The organism is Enterobacter sp. SENG-6, assembly GCF_001605945.1.
Classification (GTDB): Bacteria; Pseudomonadota; Gammaproteobacteria; order Enterobacterales; family Enterobacteriaceae; genus Enterobacter; species Enterobacter cloacae.
The window spans coordinates 74,144-91,520 of record NZ_LOMM01000078.1 but is presented as its reverse complement, the minus strand read 5'-3'; the positions used below and the strand labels follow the sequence as shown (position 1 = coordinate 91,520).

Here is a 17,377-nt window from a genome sequence, read left to right as displayed (position 1 = left end):
TTAAAGAGGTTGCGACCGGGTCGCGGTAATAGCGCCAAAATCATTAATAGCCGACCAGGTAACGCTGCCGGAGGCTGCCACAGGCCATTCGCGGGTTTCGCCTGGGCCGATCATGCCCGGTTGCTCAATGTTGTGCCCCGAGACGCTGAGGCGATAAAAAGAGACGTAGTACGACGTCGGGTTGGTGGCCTCAAGCCCTTTCTGCGTCGTTGAGAATCTCACCTTTTGCCAGGCGGTTGCAGCATCGCCTTTCAGGTTTTCAGGGCGGTAGAAAATTTTAAATTTCGATTTAACGTTAATTTGTAATTCATTGCTGCTCTCTTTTGGCTTTGGCGCAATGGCCTTAATATCGAGCCAAAATACGGATTCACGATCTGCGGGCAGCGGCGCGCCGGTATATTGAATACGAAGCGTATTGGTCTGATCCGGATCAAGCCTGAATAGTGGCGGCGTAACGATAAATGGCGCGGCGCGGTTTTTCCCTTCAGCGTCATTCTCAACCCAAGACTGAATCAGATAGGGAACTGCACTTTCCATATTAGATACAGAAAATGCCACCTCCTTACTGTTTTGCGGGTATACGATCCGTGTTCCCCCCATTACTACGCCTGCGGAAACTGACGCAGAGCTAACCATTAATGCAGTGAGCATAATATACGACAAACGTTTCATCTCTATTATCTCTGGAGGTGGCTAAAAATAATCAGTTATAAACCATCAGGAAATTGGACACAGCGTTGACATCACCCGCTTTGATTTCCGTTCCATCTTTGTCCAGTGCGGCAAAGAACGTTAATTCTGCATTGCCTTGAGCATCTGGTGCGGTGGTTTTTGAAACCGTACCCGGCTTAATAACCGTGCTGCGATCGCTGTTATAAAGCTTCACCCCGACGCCCGTCGCCATACCCGTGCCTGGCGTAACCTGCAACAGCGAGTCATCAACCGCATCTTTATTCCCGTCAAACAGCACCGCCACAGATTTAACCGTTTCCGGGCATTTTTCGACGTTGATTTTGAACTCACGCGGCGTTGTTTCGACGTGCTCATCGAAGTAGCTTTTCGCCCACGCCCCAAGATCTACCGTTCTGGTTTTTGATGCCGTAGTAATGTTACAGGAAATAAGGGTAATCTTGCCGGTGAAGTTGATTGTACCGCCTGTGCTCTGTGTACCTGCGTCTGTATTAAGGCTAGTATTAACGCCTGAATTACTGCTTGCCAGCACCGCCTGAGAAGATAACAGAAACCCCGCCGTGGCAAATGCCAGCGCCACATTTTTGATTTTCATTAGGAACACTTTCCCCTCTGTAAATTAAACAGATATTGATTTGTTGTACCAGGTACAATAAGTTCTATAAGGATTTTAAAACCGTCACCCAAAGGGTACTAACAGAATTGGTGACGCGACCTCAAAGAATAAATCAGGGTCCATCCCAGCGTGACAATCCGTATATTTTCTGCAAACCCTTTCGCTATATCCTACAGTTTTGGAAAACTCGTCAGGCCGCAAATAACAATGATTAGTTTGTGGTTAAAATTTAATTCAGCATCTTCTGTAACGTTGTATCTGAATAAATAGTAAATCAAATGTCTTTTAACGTCTACGCACTTAAAAGCGCTCAGCAGGCCTGTTTCACATTTCATATTTAACAGCCAGATAACATATTTAACGCATTTCCATAGCCCTGAGAATTATTAACTACCTCCTAATACCGAAGCTAAATTATTTTACTTACACAACTGATCATTGTTTGATCAATTTTTTTAAGAATATTATTAGAAGAAATTATTAGCATCGTCCGAAAAACATCGTTTTTATACTGGCCAGGTGCGCTTATAAAGGATATTTTATCATTGATCAGCAAATGATCGTTTGTAATAAGCTGTTAAATCCTATATGTGAAATTTACCTTAAATGTAATTTTTTGCTAAACATGATATTCCGCATTTTTACCTAAAAAAATTTTTTATTTTTAGGTAAAAAATCACACCCTTAACACGCAAGACACCCAACACAAACCAGAATAAAACATAAACCCCTCCTAAAGTTAACATAATTGCGGTACTTGCTTCTCTTTATCCCCTTCGCTACGCACCGCGCCTGACTGAATGACACGATTTTGACCCGGTTCATGCTCACCCCTGAACATTGTGGATTTGGTCCTACCAATGGGTTTTAAAGCTATCCTTCGTTCACAGTTTCAATGATTCACGTCACAAATATATTGCCGAATAGCAACAGTTGATTAACCATTCATTGTCATTACCCCTACAACACAATATTGGCAGGACCACTTTTACACAGGCTGTGACGCAGAGATGAGCGGAGACTCACCCGCAGCATAGGCTGTCTGGTCCCCAGGAGACCTGCATGAGCCTCTGGCAACAAAACTACGACCCGGCCGGGAATATCTGGCTGTCCAGCCTGATCGCATCGCTGCCGATCCTGTTCTTCTTCTTTGCGCTGATTAAGCTCAAGCTGAAGGGCTACCTCGCCGCGACGTACACCGTCGCCATCGCGCTGCTGGTGGCGCTGTTCTTCTACAAAATGCCGATCGATCGCGCGCTGGCATCCGTTGTTTACGGTTTCTTCTACGGCCTGTGGCCGATTGCGTGGATCATCATCGCCGCAGTCTTTGTCTATAAAATCTCAGTCAAAACCGGGCAGTTCGACATCATTCGCTCGTCGATTCTCTCCATCACGCCGGACCAGCGCCTGCAGATGCTGATTGTCGGCTTCTCCTTCGGGGCGTTTCTGGAAGGGGCGGCAGGGTTTGGTGCGCCGGTGGCAATCACCGCCGCGCTACTGGTGGGGCTGGGCTTTAACCCGCTCTATGCCGCCGGTCTTTGCCTGATCGTCAACACCGCGCCGGTGGCGTTTGGCGCGATGGGTATTCCGATTCTGGTCGCAGGCCAGGTGACTGGCCTGGACAGCTTCGAGATTGGTCAGATGGTTGGCCGCCAGTTGCCGTTCCTGACCATTATCGTGCTGTTCTGGATCATGGCGATTATGGACGGCTGGCGCGGCGTGAAGGAGACCTGGCCTGCGGTGATGGTGGCGGGCGGTTCGTTCGCGATTGCCCAGTATCTCAGCTCGAACTTCCTTGGCCCGGAGCTGCCGGACATTATCTCTTCCCTGGTGTCGCTGGTCTGTCTGACGCTGTTCCTGAAACGCTGGCAGCCTGTGCGCATCTTCCGCTTTGCCGATATGGGCGCGTCGCACGTGGATCAGACGCTCGCCCGCACGGGCTATACCGCCGGGCAGATCGTTCGCGCCTGGTCACCGTTCCTGTTCCTGACCGCCACCGTAACGCTGTGGAGCATCCCGCCGTTTAAGGCCCTGTTCGCCCCGGGCGGTGCGCTGTACGACATGGTGATTAACATCTCCGTGCCGTTCCTCGACAAGATGGTCGCCCGTATGCCGCCAGTGGTGCACGACGCCACGCCGTACGCGGCGGTATTTAAGTTTGACTGGTTCTCCGCCACCGGCACGGCCATCCTGTTTGCCGCACTCCTTTCTGTGGTGTGGCTGCGCATGAAGCCGGCCGCCGCGGTACAGACCTTTGCGGCGACCATTAAAGAATTGATGCTGCCGATCTACTCCATCGGCATGGTGCTGGCGTTCGCGTTTATCTCGAACTACTCCGGCCTGTCATCAACGCTGGCACTGGCGCTGGCCCATACCGGCCACGCCTTCACCTTCTTCTCGCCGTTCCTCGGCTGGCTGGGGGTGTTCCTGACCGGTTCAGATACCTCGTCGAACGCCCTGTTCGCCGCCCTGCAGGCGACGGCGGCTCAGCAGATTGGCGTCTCTGACGTACTGCTGGTGGCCGCGAATACCACCGGCGGCGTGACCGGGAAGATGATCTCTCCACAGTCCATCGCCATTGCCTGTGCGGCAGTAGGGCTGGTGGGTAAAGAGTCGGATCTGTTCCGTTTTACCGTGAAACACAGCCTGATATTCACCTGCATGGTCGGGGTGATCACCACCCTGCAGGCCTATGTCTTAACCTGGATGATCCCATGATAGTCATGCCCAGACGCCTGTCCGACGAGATTGCCTCTCGCGTGCGGGCGCTGATTGAAGAACAACAGCTGGAAGCGGGCATGAAATTGCCCGCCGAACGTCAACTCGCCGCCCAGCTTGGCGTGTCACGCAATTCCCTGCGTGAAGCGCTGGCGACGCTGGTCAGCGAAGGAGTACTGGTAAGCCGTCGCGGCGGCGGCACCTTTGTGCGCTGGCAACATGACGACTGGTCCGAGCAAAACATCGTCCAGCCGCTCAAAACCCTGATGGAGAATGACCCGGACTACAGCTTCGACATCCTCGAAGCCCGTCACGCCATCGAAACCAGTACCGCCTGGCATGCGGCCATGCGGGCAACCGAAGCCGATAAAGAGAAGCTCAGGGCCTGCTTCGACGCCACGCAAAGCAGCGACCCGGATATCGCTTCGCAGGCGGATGTCCGCTTTCACCTGGCGATTGCCGAGGCGTCGCACAACGTGGTGCTGCTCCAGACCATGCGCGGTTTTTTCGACCTGCTGCAATCCTCCGTGAAGCAGAGCCGCCAGCGCATGTATCTGGTCCCGCCGGTCTTTGCTCAACTGACCGAACAGCACGAGGCGGTGCTCAACGCCATTCTGGCCGGCGATGCCGAGGCCGCACGCAAGGCGATGATGGCGCATCTGGGCTTCGTCCACACCACCATTAAACGATTTGATGAAGATCAGGCCCGACAGGCGCGTATTACCCGTCTGCCTGGCGACAGTGATATATCCAGGGAGAACAAAGCATGATTATTTCAGCAGCCAGTGACTACCGCGCCGCGGCGCAGCGTATTTTGCCGCCGTTCCTGTTCCACTATATCGACGGCGGGGCCTATGCCGAATATACCCTGCGCCGTAACGTGGAAGATCTGTCGGAGGTGGCTCTGCGTCAGCGCGTGCTGAAGAATATGTCGGATCTGAGCCTTGAGACGAAACTGTTTAACGAAACGCTCTCCATGCCGGTAGCGCTTGCCCCGGTCGGGCTGTGTGGCATGTACGCCCGTCGCGGTGAAGTGCAGGCCGCAGCCGCGGCGGATGCCAAAGGCATCCCGTTTACCCTCTCCACCGTGTCTGTCTGCCCGATTGAAGAGGTCGCCCCGACCATCAAACGCCCGATGTGGTTCCAGCTGTACGTCCTGCGCGATCGCGGCTTTATGCGTAACGCGCTGGAGCGCGCCAAAGCGGCGGGCTGTTCCACGCTGGTCTTTACCGTTGATATGCCCACTCCCGGCGCGCGCTACCGTGATGCCCACTCCGGCATGAGCGGCCCGAATGCTGCTATGCGTCGTTACTGGCAGGCGGTAACACATCCGCAGTGGGCGTGGGACGTGGGCCTGAATGGCCGTCCACACGATCTGGGTAACATCTCGGCTTATCTCGGTAAACCTACCGGGCTGGAAGATTATATCGGCTGGCTGGCGAACAATTTCGATCCGTCCATCTCCTGGAAAGACCTGGAGTGGATCCGCGAATTCTGGGACGGCCCAATGGTGATCAAAGGGATCCTCGACCCGGACGACGCCCGCGATGCGGTGCGTTTTGGCGCAGACGGGATAGTGGTCTCGAACCACGGCGGACGTCAGCTCGATGGCGTGCTCTCATCCGCACGCGCCCTTCCGGCGATTGCCGATGCGGTTAAAGGCGACATCGCTATCCTCGCCGACAGCGGTATTCGTAACGGGCTGGACGTGGTACGTATGATTGCGCTCGGCGCCGACAGCGTACTTCTGGGACGCGCTTATCTTTACGCGCTGGCCACCAGCGGCCAGGCAGGGGTAGCAAACCTGCTCAACCTGATTGAGAAAGAGATGAAGGTTGCAATGACTCTCACCGGGGCGAAAACAATCGGCGAGATCAGCAAGGATTCTCTGGTGCAGGAGCTGAGCAAGATCCCTGCGGCACTGGCACCGCTTACCCACGGAGACGCGGCCTGACCCCCTCCCCTTAACCAACCTTACTCACGCGTCCGATCTCCTCCATCGGGCGCGTTTTTGTGTCGTAAATAACATCTAGATAACATATTAGATAAGAATATTTGACATCCCCTGCCACACGCAATTGTATAGACAAGCAAATACAAGAACACAAAAACAACATCACATCAGAGAGGAGCGTATGGCCTATTCAGGTAAGGTGGATATTCAGCAGGTAATCGACGACAGTTCCTTTTCATGGTTTCACTGGCTACTCATTGTGCTGGGCTTTCTGGTGCTGGCAATCGATGGTTTCGATACAGCGGCAATGGGCTACATTGCCCCGACACTCTCGGCAGAATGGGGGATCCACAAACAGGATCTGGGGCCGGTACTGAGTGCCGCGCTGTTGGGACTGTCGCTGGGTGCGCTGATCGCAGGTCCGGTATCGGACCGGATGGGCCGCAAGCGCGTGCTGGTCTTTTCGTGTTTATTCTTTGGTCTTGCAAGCCTGGGCGCCGCCTGGGCGCAAACCCTGAACACCCTGACGCTGTGGCGATTTCTCACCGGCCTGGGTTTGGGTGCGGCAATGCCTAACGCCATCACGCTGATCTCAGAGTTTGCCCCTAAGCGCTGTCGCGCCATGGCGATCAATACCATGTACTGCGGTTTTCCTCTGGGCGCGGCGGGGGGTGGGGCAATCTCCTCCTGGCTGATTCCTCACCACGGCTGGCGAAGCGTACTGCTGACCGGCGCAATTGCCCCGCTGATCCTGACGCTGCTGCTGGCGCTATTTTTTCCGGAGTCGGTGAAGTTTCTGGTTCAGCGTGGAAGAGACGTGATGCAGATCCGCCGTATCGCCAGCCGCTTCGCCCGCGGCACGCTGGATGGCGTGACCGGCTTTTTCCTGGCGGAGGAGCGGGTCGCGTCTAAGAAAGGGAGCGTGGCACAGCTGTTTTCTATGCCCTGGCTGCCCGGCACCCTGATGCTGTGGGTGACCTACTTTATGGGGCTGGTGATTTATTACGTCCTGCTGAGCTGGATGCCGACGCTGATGCTGGGGATGGGTTATCCGCTGGCGGAATCTGCCTGGCTCACCTCGCTGTTCACCTTCGGCGGTACCGCAGGCATTCTTCTCGCCGGGTGGATGATGGACCGCTGGGAGGCGCACAGGGTGGTGGCAGGTGGGTTTATGCTGACCATGGCGCTCATCCTGCTGCTCGGCATGGAGCATAATCACATCGCCCTGTTTGGCGGATTGATTTTCCTGATGGGGATCGCCATGAACGGCGCGCAATCAGGGATGCAAACCCTGGCCGCCACCTTCTACCCAACCGAATGCCGCGCGACGGGTATCGCGTGGATGCAGGGAATTGGCCGTTTTGGTGGCGTGGCGGGTACCATGACCAGCGCGCAGCTTCTCTCCATGCAGTGGCAGGCAGACAGTATTTTGATGATCCTCAGCCTGCCTGCGCTGGTGGCCGCGGGTGCCACCGTCTACAAAATGCTGCGCTGTCGCCCACAGGAACCCGGCGTCGCGTAGTGCCCGTCATTTCTGCTATGCTGCCCCCGCAATTAAGGGGGCAGCATGCTTAACATCGTTTTATTCGAACCAGAAATTCCGCCTAATACCGGCAACATTATCCGCCTGTGCGCCAACACCGGGTTTCGCCTGCATATTATCGAGCCGATGGGTTTTACGTGGGATGATAAACGCCTGCGTCGTGCGGGGCTGGATTATCATGAATTTACCGCAGTGGTTCGCCATCATGATTACGCCGCGTTTCTGGAAAGCGAAAAGCCAGAGCGCATGTTTGCCCTGACGACCAAAGGCACGCCCGCGCACAGCGCCGTGAGCTACCAGGCAGGCGACTATCTGATGTTTGGCCCGGAAACCCGCGGCCTGCCGGCCACGATTCTGGACGCCCTGCCCGCTGAGCAGAAAATCCGTATTCCGATGATGCCGGACAGCCGTAGCATGAACCTGTCGAACGCCGTGTCCGTGGTGGTGTATGAAGCCTGGCGCCAGCTGGGGTATCCGGGCGCCATTCTCAGAAGTTAAATGCCGTCACCATACTCAAACGTATGGTGAATGCCGTTGAAGTGCTGATCCATGTCCATCGATGGTTTATCACTGTCTGGCTTACCGACGATGCGCGCCGGTACGCCAGCGGCGGTGGTGTGCGGCGGCACGGGCTGCAGCACCACAGAGCCCGCGCCGATTTTCGCGCCGCGGCCCACTTCGATATTGCCGAGGATTTTGGCACCCGCGCCAATCATCACCCCTTCACGAATTTTCGGATGGCGATCGCCGCTGGTTTTGCCGGTACCGCCCAGGGTAACCGACTGCAGGATCGACACGTCATCTTCAATGACCGCCGTCTCACCCACAACAATCCCGGTGGCATGGTCGAGCATGATCCCCCGACCAATTTTGGCCGCCGGGTGAATATCAACCTGGAAGGTCACAGAAACCTGGTTTTGCAGGAAAATTGCCAGCGCGCGGCGGCCTTCCTTCCATAACCAGTGGCCGATGCGGTACGCCTGTAAGGCATGGAAACCCTTAAGGTACAGCAGCGGCGTAGAATATTTATCGACCGCTGGATCACGCGTGCGCACGGCCTGAATATCACAGGCGGCAGAGGCGATCATTTCCGGGTCTGCGGCGTAGGCCTCTTCCACCACTTCACGAATGGCGATGGCGGGCATGATTGAAGACGCCAGCTTGTTGGCGAGCATATAGCTCAGGGCACTACCGAGGTTTTCGTGCTTGAGTAACGTTGCATGGTAGAAACTGGCCAGCATCGGCTCACAGTCGGCCAACGCCCGGGCTTCGGCTTTAATATTATTCCAGACGATATCCAGTTCTTCACACGGCATTGCTTACTCCAGACGATAGTATAATGACCAGCCAGTTCTGCGCTGGCTGGGTCATTCAGGTGACAATGGTTCCGACTAGTTACTGCTGCGCTCGTCCTTGCGCGCACGACCTAATAAGGTCAATGCTGCCTCGCGCGCATTTTTTCCGCAATACAATACCTGATAAATTTCCTCGGTTATTGGCATTTCGACACCAAAACGGTGCGCCAATTCGCGGACTTCTTTGGTATTGCGGTAGCCTTCAACCACCTGACCAATCTTCTCCTGCGCGCCTTTTACATCCATGCCCTGACCGAGCATCATGCCAAAACGGCGGTTACGCGACTGGTTGTCGGTACAGGTCAGCACCAGATCGCCTAAACCCGCCATCCCCATAAAGGTGGCCGGATCGGCACCCAGTGCCGCCCCGAGACGGGACATCTCGGTTAACCCACGGGTGATCAGCGCAGTACGTGCATTGGCACCAAAGCCAATGCCGTCGGACATCCCGGCGCCAATGGCGATGACGTTCTTCACCGCACCGCCCAGCTGCACGCCGATAAAATCGGGATTGCTGTAGACGCGGAAACTCTTGCCGCAGTGCAGCAGCTGCTGGAGATCGTCGGAGAAGGCCTGGTCGGTGGATGCCAGCGAAATCGCTGTCGGCAGGCCAGCGGCCAGCTCTTTGGCAAACGTTGGGCCGGAGATAACCGCCAGCGGGATCTCGGTACCCAGCACTTCGCGGGCAACGTCCTGCAACAGACGACCGGTTTCGGCTTCCAGCCCCTTCGTTGCCCACACAATGCGCGCATCCGGGCGCATCAGCGGCTTGATCTGCTGTAGCACGTCGCCAAACACATGGCTCGGCACCACAATCAAAATATTGCGGCTGGCTGCCAGCGCGGTCGCAAGATCGCTTTCCAGGTGCAGGGAGTCAGGGAACGGAACGTCAGGAAGGAACGCCACGTTGCAGCGGTCGTGCTGCAGCGTTGCGATATGTTTTGGGTCGTGGCCCCACAGGACCACCTCGTGACCATTTCTTGCCAGCGTGATGGCAAGAGCGGTGCCGTAAGAGCCGGCACCGATCACAGTCATTGACGCATTGACAGTGCTCATCAGGCATCCTGATGTTGTTCAGCACCTTCGCCAGCCTGCTGCTGCAGATAGTTCATGAACAGCGCATCAAAGTTAACTGGCGCAAGGTTCAGTTGCGGGAATGTACCGCGAGAAACCAGGCTGGTGATGCATTCACGCGCATACGGGAACAGGATGTTCGGGCAGTATGCACCCAGGCAATGCGCCATCTGGTTGCCTTCAATACCACCGATGGAGAAGATACCACCCTGCTGTACTTCACACAGGAATGCAGTTTCTTCGCCCAGAGAGGCGGTCACGGTCACACGCAGTACGACTTCATACACGTCATCAGCCAGCTGGGTTGATGCGGTATCCAGATCAAGTTTAACCTCTGGCTGCCAATCTTTCTGGAAAACATGTGGCGCATTTGGCGCTTCGAAAGAGACATCCTTGGTGTAGATACGCTGGATCTGGAAAGTCATTTCGGTGTTGTTTTGTTCTGACATGGAAAAACCCTTTTTAAATTGTCCTAAAGTCTCTTAGCTCAGCAGGGGATCGAGTCCACCACGGGCGTCGAGCGCATACAAGTCATCACAGCCGCCAATGTGCTGCGCATCAATAAAAATCTGCGGAACCGTCGTGCGACCACTACGTTGAATCATCTCTTCGCGTTTTATCGCGTCACCATCGATCGGCAGTTCCTGGAACGTTACGCCTTTGCTGTTCAGCAGCGCTTTCGCACGGTGACAGAACGGGCAGGTCGCTTTGGTGTAGATCTCGATATTGGCCATCACTGAACTCCTTATTTACCGCGCACCAAAGGAAGGTTTTCTCCGCTCCAGCCGGAAATGCCTTCTTTCAGTACAGAGACGTTTTCGAAGCCTGCTTTATGAAGCAGGCTAGCAGATTCCTGCGCCTGCATGCCGGTACCGTCAACAACGATAATCGGCTGGGCTTTATGCTTCTCAAGCTCGCCCACGTTGTTGGCTTTGATTTCAGCTGGCAGCAGGTTGATAGCGCCTGCAATGTGCCCTTTGCGGAAATCGTCACGCTGACGCAGATCGACCACGACGGCATCTTCTTTGTTAATCAGACGCGTCGCTTCACCACGGGTGATAACCTTAATCTTAGACGTCAGGCCCTTAAATGTGGTGAACAGCACAGCGGCCAGCAGGCCAATCCACGCGATGCTCAGAACCGGATGGCGGCTAACGAATTGCATAATTTCTTGCATGGAGGGTAACTACTCCCGACTTAGTGATTAAAAAAACCAAGACAGGAGTATACCTGTGCGTTGTGGCAAATACAGCCAGCGACCCTAAGCTAATCCATTTTCTGCGGCATGCCACCTAAAAAAATGCCTCAAAATGGTCGGAGAAGCATCTTGCCCCTGCCCTTTCTTTGATCTTCTGCGGCTATTTGAACGATTCAGCTGTAGTAAAATTACGCAAATTTTTGACTCTTGAGCATGAGGTTGTCGCAATGTCGGTTTCTAAAAAACCTATGGTACTGGTGATTCTGGATGGCTATGGCTACCGTGAAGATCAACAGGATAACGCCATTTTCAACGCTAAAACCCCGGTCATGGATGCGCTGTGGGCGAAACGTCCCCACACTCTGATTGACGCGTCCGGCCTGGAAGTGGGTCTGCCGGATCGTCAGATGGGTAACTCTGAAGTCGGTCACGTCAACCTGGGCGCCGGGCGCATTGTCTATCAGGATCTGACGCGTCTGGATGTTGAAATCAAAGAACGCACCTTCTTCGCCAACCCTGTGCTGTGTGGTGCGGTGGATAAAGCCGTTGCCGCAGGAAAAGCCGTGCATATCATGGGTCTGCTGTCTGCCGGCGGCGTTCATAGCCATGAAGATCATATTATGGCGATGGTTGAACTGGCCGCTGAGCGCGGTGCGGAAAAAATCTACCTGCACGCGTTCCTGGATGGCCGCGATACGCCACCGCGTAGCGCTAAAGGTTCGCTGGAAGCCTTCGAAGAGAAATTTGCCGCACTGGGCAAAGGCCGCGTGGCATCTATCATTGGCCGCTACTACGCCATGGATCGCGATAATCGCTGGGATCGTGTGGAACAGGCCTATGACCTGATGACGCTGGCAAAAGGTGAGTTCCAGTTTGCGACTGCCGTTGAGGGCCTTGAAGCCGCGTACGCGCGCGATGAAAACGACGAATTCGTGAAAGCGACCGTCATTCGCGCAGAAGGCCAGGCTGATGCCGCCATGGAAGATGGCGACGCGCTGATCTTCATGAACTTCCGTGCTGACCGTGCGCGTGAAATCACCCGCGCATTCGTTAACAGCGATTTCGACGGTTTCGCCCGTAAGAAAGCGGTGAACATCAACTTCATCCAGTTAACCGAGTACGCCGCAGACATCAACGCCCCATGCGCATACCCACCGGCTTCACTGGCCAATACCTTCGGTGAGTGGATGGCGAAAAACGATAAGACGCAGTTGCGTATCTCCGAAACCGAGAAATATGCCCACGTCACCTTCTTCTTTAACGGCGGTGTAGAAGAGCCGTTCAAAGGCGAAGATCGCATTCTGATTAATTCACCAAAAGTCGCTACCTATGACCTGCAGCCAGAGATGAGCTCTGCGGAATTGACCGAAAAACTGGTTGCGGCGATCGTTAGCGGTAAATACGACACCATCATCTGTAACTATCCGAACGGTGACATGGTGGGTCATACCGGGGTGATGGAAGCGGCTATTAAAGCGGTTGAAGCGCTGGATCACTGCGTTGAGCAGGTTGCCAAAGCGGTTGAATCCGTTGGCGGCCAGCTGCTGATTACCGCTGACCACGGTAACGCAGAACAGATGCGCGACCCGGCAACCGGACAGGCGCACACCGCCCACACCAACCTGCCGGTTCCGCTGATTTATGTAGGTGATAAAGCACTGAAAGCAGTGGAAGGCGGCAAGCTTTCTGACATCGCGCCAACCATGTTGTCGCTGATGGGTATGCCGATCCCTGAAGAGATGACTGGTAAGCCGCTGTTCATCGTGGAATAATCGCTCCCCATGAGGGGAAAGGCGATTTTTTCAATCACATGGGTCGTGAAACCGCTTAGGTTATCAGTCAGACCTCTGTTTTACGCCAGCGCACTCAGCGCTGGCGTATTGCTGTGCGCCTCATCCGCCCACGCGGATGATCGCGATCAGCTGAAATCCATTCAGGCCGATATCGCCGCCAAAGAGCGTGCGGTACGTCAGCAGCAACAGCAACGCGCGTCGCTGCTTGCTCAGCTTAAGCAGCAGGAAGAGGCGATCTCCGCCGCCGCACGTAAGCTCCGCGAAACACAAAACACCCTCTCCCAGTTGAATAAACAGATCGACGAGATGAACGCGTCGATTGCCAAACTGGAGCGTCAGCGCGATGCGCAGGAACGTAATCTTGCGGCGCAACTTGACGCCGCATTCCGCCAGGGTGAACACACCGGCCTTCAGCTGATCCTCAGCGGTGAAGAGAGCCAGCGCGGTCAGCGCCTGCAGGCTTATTTCGGCTATCTGAACCAGGCGCGTCAGGAGACTATCGCGCAGCTAAAACAGACGCGCGAAGAGGTCACCACGCAAAAAGCCGAGCTGGAAGAGAAGCAGAGCCAGCAGCAGACGCTGCTCTACGAACAGCAGGCCCAGCAGGCAAAGCTCGAGCAGGCTCGCAACGAACGTAAGAAAACCCTTTCCGGGCTTGAATCCTCCATTCAGGCTGGTCAGAGCCAGTTGAGCGAAATGCGCGCCAACGAATCGAAGCTGCGTAACAGCATCGCCCGAGCGGAGGCCGCGGCAAAAGCCCGCGCTGAAAAAGAGGCTCGCGAGGCGCAGGCCGTTCGCGATAAGCAGCAGGAAGCCTCCCGTAAAGGCACGACCTATAAACCAAGCGAAAGCGAACGCTCATTGATGTCACGAACCGGTGGCCTGGGCTCCCCTCGCGGTCAGGCTTACTGGCCCGTTCGCGGTTCAATTCTGCATCGTTATGGCGAACAGCTGCAGGGTGAACTACGTTGGAAAGGGATAGTTATCGGTGCGTCTGAAGGTAGCGAAGTAAAAGCCATCGCCGATGGCCGCGTGATCCTGGCCGACTGGCTGCAGGGTTACGGGCTTGTGGTAGTGGTTGAACACGGTAAAGGCGACATGAGCCTCTACGGTTACAACCAGAGCGCACTGGTCAGCGTTGGCACTCAGGTGCGCGCGGGTCAACCCATCGCCCTTGTGGGCAGCAGTGGCGGTCAGGGCCGCCCGTCACTCTATTTCGAAATTCGTCGCCAGGGTCAGGCGGTCAATCCACAGCCGTGGTTGGGAAGATAAGTTTTGCTTCAATTTCGTCGAATTGTTCTCTCCGTCGCCAGCGCACTGGCGCTGGTCGCACCGGTATACGCCGGTAAACTCGCCATTGTGATTGATGACTTCGGTTATCGTCCGCACTATGAAAATCAGGTGCTGGCGATGCCGGCAGCCATTTCTGTCGCCGTCCTCCCGAATGCGCCACACGCGCGTGAGATGGCGACCAAGGCCCACAACAGCGGCCACCAGGTATTGATCCATCTGCCGATGGCCCCCATCAGCAGACAACCGCTGGAAAAAGATACTCTGCGCCCTGAGATGAGCAGCGATGAGATCGATCGCATTATCCGCGACGCTTACAATAAAGTGCCGTATGCCGTGGGGTTAAACAACCATATGGGCAGCGCGATGACATCCAGCCTGTACGGGATGCTCAAAGTGATGCAGGCGCTGGAGCGTTACAACCTCTACTTCCTCGACAGCATGACCATCGGCAACAGTCAGGCGATGCGTGCCGCGCAGGGAACGGGGGTGAAGGTGATTAAGCGCAAGGTGTTCCTTGACGATACGCAGAACGAAGCAGACATTCGCGTGCAGTTTAATCGCGCTGTGCAGCTGGCCCGCCGCAATGGCTCCGCGATTGCCATCGGCCACCCGCATCCGTCGACCGTTCGCGTCCTGCAGCAAATGCTGCCGACCTTGCCTTCGGATATCACGCTGGTCCGCCCGAGCGATCTCCTGAACGAACCACAGGTTGATACGTCGACGCCGAACCAGGGGAAACCAGGGTCATCAGCGCCGCGTAACCCGTTCCGCGGCGTAAAACGCTGTGTGCCGAAACATGCCCCTGAACCGGTTTATGCGACCCGGTTCTTCTCTGTGATTGGTGAAAGCATGAGCCAGAGTACGCTGGTGCAATATTTTCAACATCAGTGGCAGGGCTGGGGTAAGAAAGCCTGATCGGCTAACGCTTATTCTGTAATGTGAGAGTCCGTTTGCTCTTTTGTAACGGGCTCTTTTCTTTCCTGATATTGATACCAGGCTTTGAAATACTTCAAAAAACTGTAGGCCGTGGCATACAAGCCTGTTGCTGCCCCCACTCTGCCCTGACGCCAGGCACCACTGAACAGATACCATTTGAAAAAGGCGCCGATGGCGCTGATCACACCTCGACCGATAGAGGGGCGTATCGTTTGATATTGCACCAGGCGGGTTGTATAACCATTCAATTTGCTAAAAAGTTCATGCAATGTGTGAAATGTATCATGTCTGACATAACCGGGCATACGTTCAGAGTGGTGAAAACCTTCTACCTTATCGTCTACGGGTCTGTTATTAAATCGTGCCTGCTTACGGTTAAAAAGTCGTACCGGGAAATCAGGAGAAGAGACAGGATATAATGTTCGGACTTTTTCGCCCAAAACATACCAGTGACGACATATCCGCCATGCCATTCCAGGATCGGGTTCGTCACTCCTTTTTAATTTTAAAATAGCATCAACAGTGTCTGAATCGAGAATTTCATCACTGTCGATGCACAGGACCCAGTCATGACTCGCTAATGACACGGCATGGTTCATCTGCTCGCCATGCCAGCCATATTTTTTGTATACTGGCGACAAACCATAACTCTGGCAAATATGTAGTGTATTATCTGTGCTTCCGGAATCAACAATGACGATTTCATCCGCTATTTTTAAAAGAGGCGGAATTACGTCACGTAACAACCTTTCTGAGTTGAAAGTTAATAAGCAGACCGTTATTTTAAACATTTTTCCACTCACTCAATAACAGCATAATTTTTTTCATTAATACTATCTAAATGAGAAGAGACGATTAAAGTCTTAAATCACACTTTTAAAATAATCGTGTTTGAAAATTTATCTTACAGAAAAAACTATCACAATAGAAAAATCTATTTTATTTCAGCAGATTCTTTATAATGCGGTCAGATCAAGGGTAGCACATGGATTCAGACATGCCGCAAAAACGTAAAATCCTCCTCCTGGACACAGGCAAAGAATGGGGGGGAGGCACCAACAGTATGCTTGAGCTTCTGAAGCGAATTGATCGCGACAAATTCGACATTACTTGTTGTTTTTACAACGATTATAGTCGTGCTGGAGGTCAAACCATAGGCCAGGTGCTAAACAGCATTGGGATCCCGCTGATCGTCATTCCTCAACATAAGCAACCGGCATGGGCAAAATTGTTGAAAGAAGCAGGACGTGGTCTGCTGTTTTTCTCGCGCAATGCCCGTAAAGCGTTTACACGACACGTCGATACTCTGTGGCGTATCAGGCCCAATGTCAGCAAAATCGAAACGCTTTTCTCGCATGGTGGTTTCGATACGCTCTATATGAATAACCAACCTGGCTCGAACGAAGAAGGTTATCTCGCGGCGGCGAAACTACAGGCGCGATTAATTCAGCACTGCCGTATTGAACCTGTTCTGTCCCCACCACTGGTGAAACTGGTCAATGCGCATGCCACAAAGATCATCGCGGTCTCGCATGGCGTTGAACAGGTGCTGCTGCAGCATGGTATCCGACCCGATCTGTGTACGACCGTTAACAATGCCATCGACATCCACCAGCCTTTACCGGATCGCAGCGCAATGCGTCAGCGACTGGGCATAGATGACGAGACCTTTGTGTTTGGCAGCATTGGCTCATTGATCCCACGTAAAGCTAACCACCATACGCTTGAAGCACTGGCGCAGTTCAGCCTGAAGCATCCTGAGGCGAAGTGGAAAATGGTGCTGGTCGGTGAAGGCCCTGAGCGTGATGCGTTAGCAGCACAGGCCCAAAACCTGGGTATTGCAAGTCACGTGATCTTCACTGGTTTTCAGAATACCCCTTTTGATTACCTCGCCACGTTTGACGCATTTATCCTCGCCTCTAAAAGTGAAGGCCTTCCTCGCGTAGTGCTGGAAGCGATGCTACTTAATATCCCCGTTATTGGATCCCAGGTGACCGGCACAGGTGAACTCATTGACCATGCCTCTACCGGGTTGCTTTTCCCCTGGAGCGATGTTTCACAACTAGCGCAACATCTGGATAGTATCTGGACGGATGCTGACCTGCGGGCTCGACTGGCTGCAGCGGCCTGGCAAAATGTTTGTCGTAACTATGCCATTGAAAAGTATGTCAGCGGTGTCGAAGCCGTGCTTGGCGCGCAATAAACTA

Annotated in this window: 17 protein-coding genes; 9 read left to right on the top strand and 8 right to left on the bottom strand. The window is 54.2% G+C overall.

Annotation, left to right across the window (positions count from 1 at the left end):
* Positions 1-672 (bottom strand): fimbrial biogenesis chaperone, encoded by a 672-nt coding sequence (locus AX755_RS23765; protein ID WP_062857576.1) that lies wholly within the window; start codon positions 670-672, stop codon positions 1-3.
* Between the two features lie 31 nt (positions 673-703).
* A complete protein-coding gene (locus AX755_RS23760) occupies positions 704-1,285 on the bottom strand; it encodes a fimbrial protein (RefSeq protein WP_062857575.1) in 582 nt (193 codons plus the stop codon).
* Positions 1,286-2,368: 1,083 nt separating this feature from the next.
* On the opposite strand from AX755_RS23760, the gene lldP reads away from it, so the two are divergent.
* The 5 genes from lldP to trmL all read left to right on the top strand — a co-directional run bounded on the left by lldP (position 2,369) and on the right by trmL (position 8,019).
* Positions 2,369-4,024: an L-lactate permease gene (lldP, locus tag AX755_RS23755; RefSeq protein WP_023621174.1), complete on the top strand. Its 1,656-nt coding sequence runs from the start codon at positions 2,369-2,371 to the stop codon at positions 4,022-4,024.
* Positions 4,021-4,794: a transcriptional regulator LldR gene (gene lldR, locus AX755_RS23750; protein ID WP_020686511.1), complete on the top strand. Its 774-nt coding sequence runs from the start codon at positions 4,021-4,023 to the stop codon at positions 4,792-4,794. The genes lldP and lldR overlap by 4 nt, the downstream gene beginning before the upstream one ends.
* Complete coding sequence (gene lldD, locus AX755_RS23745; RefSeq protein ID WP_013094925.1) at positions 4,791-5,978, top strand: FMN-dependent L-lactate dehydrogenase LldD; 1,188 nt, start codon at positions 4,791-4,793, stop codon at positions 5,976-5,978. Before lldR ends, lldD begins: the two co-directional genes overlap by 4 nt.
* Before the next feature lie 181 nt (positions 5,979-6,159).
* On the top strand, positions 6,160-7,500 hold the full coding sequence (locus tag AX755_RS23740) for an MFS transporter (protein ID WP_029881909.1): 1,341 nt from the start codon (positions 6,160-6,162) through the stop codon (positions 7,498-7,500).
* Between the two features lie 45 nt (positions 7,501-7,545).
* Positions 7,546-8,019: a tRNA (uridine(34)/cytosine(34)/5-carboxymethylaminomethyluridine(34)-2'-O)-methyltransferase TrmL gene (gene trmL, locus AX755_RS23735; RefSeq protein WP_013094923.1), complete on the top strand. Its 474-nt coding sequence runs from the start codon at positions 7,546-7,548 to the stop codon at positions 8,017-8,019.
* On the opposite strand, the gene cysE is transcribed toward trmL, so the two are convergent.
* From cysE to AX755_RS23710, 5 genes are all read right to left on the bottom strand, one after another.
* Positions 8,016-8,837 (bottom strand): serine O-acetyltransferase, encoded by an 822-nt coding sequence (cysE, locus tag AX755_RS23730; RefSeq protein WP_013094922.1) that lies wholly within the window; start codon positions 8,835-8,837, stop codon positions 8,016-8,018. The genes trmL and cysE overlap by 4 nt on opposite strands.
* Before the next feature lie 75 nt (positions 8,838-8,912).
* Positions 8,913-9,932, bottom strand: a complete 1,020-nt coding sequence (gene gpsA / locus AX755_RS23725; RefSeq protein WP_013094921.1) for an NAD(P)H-dependent glycerol-3-phosphate dehydrogenase — start codon at positions 9,930-9,932, stop codon at positions 8,913-8,915.
* Positions 9,932-10,399 carry a protein-export chaperone SecB gene (gene secB / locus AX755_RS23720; protein ID WP_003860835.1) on the bottom strand — a complete coding sequence of 156 codons (468 nt, stop codon included), beginning with the start codon at positions 10,397-10,399 and terminating at the stop codon, positions 9,932-9,934. Before secB ends, gpsA begins: the two co-directional genes overlap by 1 nt.
* Positions 10,400-10,432: 33 nt before the next feature.
* Positions 10,433-10,684 (bottom strand): glutaredoxin 3, encoded by a 252-nt coding sequence (grxC, locus tag AX755_RS23715; protein WP_010426371.1) that lies wholly within the window; start codon positions 10,682-10,684, stop codon positions 10,433-10,435.
* Between the two features lie 11 nt (positions 10,685-10,695).
* Positions 10,696-11,127: a rhodanese-like domain-containing protein gene (locus tag AX755_RS23710; protein ID WP_013094920.1), complete on the bottom strand. Its 432-nt coding sequence runs from the start codon at positions 11,125-11,127 to the stop codon at positions 10,696-10,698.
* Between the two features lie 248 nt (positions 11,128-11,375).
* On the opposite strand from AX755_RS23710, the gene gpmM reads away from it, so the two are divergent.
* From gpmM to AX755_RS23695, 3 genes are read left to right on the top strand one after another with little or no spacing between them, the layout of a single operon-like run.
* The gene (gene gpmM / locus AX755_RS23705; RefSeq protein ID WP_058650592.1) at positions 11,376-12,920 is read left to right on the top strand and encodes a 2,3-bisphosphoglycerate-independent phosphoglycerate mutase; all 1,545 of its coding nucleotides are present in this window, start codon (positions 11,376-11,378) and stop codon (positions 12,918-12,920) included.
* A 33-nt stretch (positions 12,921-12,953) separates the two neighbouring features.
* The gene (gene envC / locus AX755_RS23700; protein ID WP_231883376.1) at positions 12,954-14,213 is read left to right on the top strand and encodes a murein hydrolase activator EnvC; all 1,260 of its coding nucleotides are present in this window, start codon (positions 12,954-12,956) and stop codon (positions 14,211-14,213) included.
* Between the two features lie 3 nt (positions 14,214-14,216).
* Positions 14,217-15,149 (top strand): divergent polysaccharide deacetylase family protein, encoded by a 933-nt coding sequence (locus AX755_RS23695; RefSeq protein ID WP_062857573.1) that lies wholly within the window; start codon positions 14,217-14,219, stop codon positions 15,147-15,149.
* Positions 15,150-15,160: 11 nt separating this feature from the next.
* Here the strand turns inward: AX755_RS23695 and AX755_RS23690 are convergent, their stop codons facing one another.
* Positions 15,161-15,961, bottom strand: coding sequence for a glycosyltransferase family 2 protein (locus AX755_RS23690; RefSeq protein WP_058683613.1), 801 nt, complete (start codon positions 15,959-15,961; stop codon positions 15,161-15,163).
* A gap of 206 nt (positions 15,962-16,167) precedes the next feature.
* Between AX755_RS23690 and AX755_RS23685 the strand changes: the two genes are divergently transcribed.
* Positions 16,168-17,373, top strand: a complete 1,206-nt coding sequence (locus AX755_RS23685; protein WP_062857598.1) for a glycosyltransferase — start codon at positions 16,168-16,170, stop codon at positions 17,371-17,373.
* The last annotated feature ends 4 nt before the right edge of the window (positions 17,374-17,377 follow it).